The 5547-nt window shown below is 57.9% G+C and carries 3 rRNA genes; all 3 read right to left on the reverse strand.

Annotated elements, in window-relative coordinates:
* Positions 1-45: 45 nt before the first annotated feature.
* A 5S ribosomal RNA gene (gene rrf, locus PZC42_RS20545) occupies positions 46-162 on the reverse strand.
* A 111-nt stretch (positions 163-273) separates the two neighbouring features.
* Positions 274-3385, reverse strand: a 23S ribosomal RNA gene (locus PZC42_RS20550).
* A 461-nt stretch (positions 3386-3846) separates the two neighbouring features.
* A 16S ribosomal RNA gene (locus tag PZC42_RS20555) occupies positions 3847-5370 on the reverse strand.
* Together the 16S, 23S and 5S rRNA genes form the textbook arrangement of a ribosomal RNA operon.
* Positions 5371-5547 lie beyond the last annotated feature (177 nt).

Here is a 5547-nt window from a genome sequence, read left to right on the forward strand (position 1 = left end):
AGGCCCCCCGCACCGTGTGGTGTGGGGGGCCTGGCTGTGAAGGGTGTCCGGCGGCGTCCTACTCTCCCACCCCGTCTCCAGGGCAGTACCATCGGCGCTGAAGGGCTGAGCTTCCGGGTTCGGTATGGGACCGGGCGTTTCCCCTTCGCTGTGACCGCCGTAACGCTATCGAGTTGTTCGGGTGCCCCCTGGTGCCACCTGGTTCAGGTGGTGGGGGTGGTGCCCGTTTCTCGGGAACCGCACAGTGGACGCGTGCATACAGCAGAAGTGTTGGTGTTGAAGTTGTTGGCTTATTAGTACCGGTCAGCTGCGACAGTCGTTGGTCCTGTCTTCCACTTCCGGCCTATCTACCCAGTGGTCTAGCTGGGTGCCTTCACCCCCGAGGGGGATGGAAACCTCATCTTGAAGCAGGCTTCCCGCTTAGATGCTTTCAGCGGTTATCCCTTCCGAACGTAGCGAACCAGCCGTGCTCCTGGCGGAACAACTGGCATACCAGAGGTTCGTCCGTCCCGGTCCTCTCGTACTAGGGACAGCCCTTCTCAAGTTTCCTGCGCGCGCAGCGGATAGGGACCGAACTGTCTCACGACGTTCTAAACCCAGCTCGCGTGCCGCTTTAATGGGCGAACAGCCCAACCCTTGGGACCTACTCCAGCCCCAGGATGCGACGAGCCGACATCGAGGTGCCAAACCATCCCGTCGATATGGACTCTTGGGGAAGATCAGCCTGTTATCCCCGGGGTACCTTTTATCCGTTGAGCGACGGCGCTTCCACAAGCCACCGCCGGATCACTAGTTCCGACTTTCGTCCCTGCTCGACCTGTCGGTCTCACAGTCAAGCTCCCTTGTGCACTTGCACTCGACACCTGATTGCCAACCAGGCTGAGGGAACCTTTGAGCGCCTCCGTTACATTTTGGGAGGCAACCGCCCCAGTTAAACTACCCACCAGGCACTGTCCCTGATCCGGATCACGGACCGAGGTTAGATGGTCGATGCGGTCAGAGTGGTATTTCAACGGCGACTCCACTCGCGCTGGCGCGCGGGCTTCATAGTCTCCCACCTATCCTACACAAACCGCACCGAACACCAATACCAAGCTATAGTAAAGGTCCCGGGGTCTTTCCGTCCTGCTGCGCGTAACGAGCATCTTTACTCGTAGTGCAATTTCGCCGAGTTCGCGGTTGAGACAGCGGAGAAGTCGTTACGCCATTCGTGCAGGTCGGAACTTACCCGACAAGGAATTTCGCTACCTTAGGATGGTTATAGTTACCACCGCCGTTTACTGGGGCTTAAATTCTGGGCTTCGCCCGAAGGCTGACCCGTCCTCTTAACCTTCCAGCACCGGGCAGGCGTCAGTCCGTATACATCGTCTTGCGACTTAGCACGGACCTGTGTTTTTAGTAAACAGTCGCTTCTCCCTGGTCTCTGCGGCCCTCACCGCTTTCACCCGCAAGGGGTTGAACGGTTCGGGCCCCCCTTCTCCCGAAGTTACGGGGGCATTTTGCCGAGTTCCTTAACCACGATTTGCTCGATCGCCTTGGTATTCTCTACCTGACCACCTGAGTCGGTTTGGGGTACGGGCGGCTAGAACCTCGCGTCGAGGCTTTTCTTGGCAGCAGAGGATCACCCGATTCCCGCGAATGCGGTCACCGTCAGCTCTCACCGTATGTGCTTCGCGGATTTACCTACGAAGCCGGCTACGGCCTTGGACGTGGTCTACCATCGCCACGCCGGGCTACCTTCCTGCGTCACCCCTGTTAACACGCTTACCTACTACCGGTTCGGGTCCCACGCCTCGCCACCGGTGTCACCCGAAGGTGACGGTGGTGGTCCGGGGTGGTTAGCATCACCGGGCTCGGTATGGGCGGTTCTTCGCCGGTAGGAGAATATCAACTCCTTGTCCATCGACTACGCCTGTCGGCCTCGCCTTAGGTCCCGACTTACCCAGGGCGGATTAACCTGGCCCTGGAACCCTTGGTCATTCGGCGGACGGGTTTCTCACCCGTCTTTCGCTACTCATGCCTGCATTCTCACTCGTGTGGCCTCCACCGCTGGATCACTCCGCGGCTTCACTGCCCACACGACGCTCCCCTACCCACCCACACACCTGAACACCCCTCAAGGGGATGCTGGGTAACGTGTGAGTGCCACGGCTTCGGCGGTGTACTTGAGCCCCGCTACATTGTCGGCGCGGAATCACTTGACCAGTGAGCTATTACGCACTCTTTCAAGGGTGGCTGCTTCTAAGCCAACCTCCTGGTTGTCTGTGCAACTCCACATCCTTTCCCACTGAGCACACGCTTAGGGGCCTTAGCCGGTGGTCTGGGCTGTTTCCCTCTCGACTACGAAGCTTATCCCCCGCAGTCTCACTGCCACGCTCTGGCTTACCGGCATTCGGAGTTTGGTTGACGTCAGTAACCTGGTGAGGCCCATCGGCCATCCAGTAGCTCTACCTCCGGCAAGGAACGCGTGACGCTGCACCTAAATGCATTTCGGGGAGAACCAGCTATCACGAAGTTTGATTGGCCTTTCACCCCTAACCACAGGTCATCCCCTCAGTTTTCAACCTAAGTGGGTTCGGTCCTCCACGCCGTCTTACCGGCGCTTCAACCTGCCCATGGCTAGATCACTTCGCTTCGGGTCTAGACCCGGCGACTGAATCGCCCTATTCGGACTCGCTTTCGCTACGGCTTCCCCACACGGGTTAACCTCGCCACCGAGCACTAACTCGCAGGCTCATTCTTCAAAAGGCACGCCGTCACCCCTGCTAGGGAGGCTCCGACGGATTGTAGGCACACGGTTTCAGGTACTATTTCACTCCCCTCCCGGGGTACTTTTCACCTTTCCCTCACGGTACTTGTCCGCTATCGGTCACTAGGTAGTATTTAGGCTTAGCAAGTGGTCTTGCCAGATTCACACGGGATTTCTCGGGCCCCGTGCTACTTGGGATCCCCTTCACCAGGCCGCACCATTTCGTCTACGGGACTCCCACCCTCTACGGTCCGCCTTTCAATGCGGTTCGACTATGACACGACTTTTTTACTGGTCAGAACCATGTCAGTGATTCTCGAAAGGTCCCACAACCCCATACACGCAACGCCTGACAGCTTGACACGCATATGGTTTGGCCTCATCCGCTTTCGCTCGCCACTACTCACGGAATATCTCTTCCTGCCGGTACTGAGATGTTTCACTTCCCGGCGTTCCCTCCAGCACCCTATGAATTCAGGTACAGGTGACCGCACATGACTGCGGCCGGGTTCCCCCATTCGGACATCCTCGGATCACAGCTCGTTTGCCAGCTCCCCGAGGCTTAACGCAGGCTACAACGTCCTTCTTCGGCTCCTAGTGCCAAGGCATTCACCGTGTGCCCTTGAAAACTTCGACACACACTACAAATATGCTACAGAAATCCAAGAATAATACTTGAACATCTGGGATGCTCGCGTCCACTGTGCAGTTCTCAAGCAACGGACGGTCCCGCCAGTCTTCTCGGTACACCTACCCCAACAACCGTGGAGCAGTCTGCCACCAGACCAACGACCCGTTTCCATCCGAGGACAAGCCCCGACCACTTCCGCGGCCGGTTGCCTCAGGACCCAACAGTGTGCTCTACCAACCCCCCGCACCGCACCGACCACGTTCCTACCCACCACCGAAGCAGCAGACGTACTAGCAGCCGACACGCCCAAGGTGTCGTCTCAGTCAATGTTCCACCCAGAGCAACCACCAGACGCACGTTCGGCGCCTACAGCAGCTGACCATGCCCCCGCAAACGACCAGCACCCACGAACACCCCCGAAGGGAAACGTCCACCAGCACCAGCCACGAGGGAATGTGCTCCTTAGAAAGGAGGTGATCCAGCCGCACCTTCCGGTACGGCTACCTTGTTACGACTTAGTCCCAATCGCCAGTCCCACCTTCGACCACTCCCCCCGGAAAACCGGTTAGGCCATGAGCTTCGGGTGTTACCAACTTTCGTGACTTGACGGGCGGTGTGTACAAGGCCCGGGAACGTATTCACCGCAGCGTTGCTGATCTGCGATTACTAGCGACTCCGACTTCATGGGGTCGAGTTGCAGACCCCAATCCGAACTGAGACCGGCTTTTTGGGATTCGCTCCACCTTACGGTATCGCAGCCCTCTGTACCGGCCATTGTAGCATGCGTGAAGCCCAAGACATAAGGGGCATGATGATTTGACGTCATCCCCGCCTTCCTCCGAGTTGACCCCGGCAGTCTCCCATGAGTCCCCGGCATAACCCGCTGGCAACATGGGACGAGGGTTGCGCTCGTTGCGGGACTTAACCCAACATCTCACGACACGAGCTGACGACAACCATGCACCACCTGTGCACCGACCTTGCGGAACCACCATCTCTGGCAGCGTCCGGTGCATGTCAAGCCTTGGTAAGGTTCTTCGCGTTGCATCGAATTAATCCGCATGCTCCGCCGCTTGTGCGGGCCCCCGTCAATTCCTTTGAGTTTTAGCCTTGCGGCCGTACTCCCCAGGCGGGGCACTTAATGCGTTAGCTGCGGCACGGAACTCGTGGAATGAGCCCCACACCTAGTGCCCAACGTTTACGGCATGGACTACCAGGGTATCTAATCCTGTTCGCTCCCCATGCTTTCGCTCCTCAGCGTCAGTTGCGGCCCAGAGACCTGCCTTCGCCATCGGTGTTCCTCCTGATATCTGCGCATTCCACCGCTACACCAGGAATTCCAGTCTCCCCTACCGCACTCTAGTCTGCCCGTACCCGATGCAAGCCCGAGGTTGAGCCTCGGGTTTTCACACCAGACGCGACAGACCGCCTACGAGCTCTTTACGCCCAATAATTCCGGACAACGCTTGCGCCCTACGTATTACCGCGGCTGCTGGCACGTAGTTAGCCGGCGCTTCTTCTGCAGGTACCGTCAACCGAAGCCTTCTTCCCTGCTGAAAGAGGTTTACAACCCGAAGGCCGTCATCCCTCACGCGGCGTCGCTGCATCAGGCTTTCGCCCATTGTGCAATATTCCCCACTGCTGCCTCCCGTAGGAGTCTGGGCCGTGTCTCAGTCCCAGTGTGGCCGGTCGCCCTCTCAGGCCGGCTACCCGTCGACGCCTTGGTAGGCCATTACCCCACCAACAAGCTGATAGGCCGCGAGCCCATCCCCCACCGAAAAACTTTCCAACACACGACATGCGTCGCATGCTCATATTTGGTATTAGACCTCGTTTCCAAGGCTTATCCCAAAGTGGAGGGCAGGTTGCTCACGTGTTACTCACCCGTTCGCCACTGATCCACCCAGCAAGCTGGGCTTCACCGTTCGACTTGCATGTGTTAAGCACGCCGCCAGCGTTCGTCCTGAGCCAGGATCAAACTCTCCGTAAAAGAGAGAAAACAACCAACAACCCCCAAAGAGGCCATCAGTCGCCTATCGATACTGACCAGACCGAGCTGAACTGCTCAATCTGTATCCAAAAGAACCCACAAAAGGGTTCAATAATTTGGCATTGACTATCAAGCACACTGTTGAGTTCTCAAACAACCGACGCACACCATCCAAGA

It is taken from the genome of Isoptericola croceus (assembly GCF_029382255.1).
GTDB lineage: Bacteria > Actinomycetota > Actinomycetes > Actinomycetales > Cellulomonadaceae > Isoptericola > Isoptericola croceus.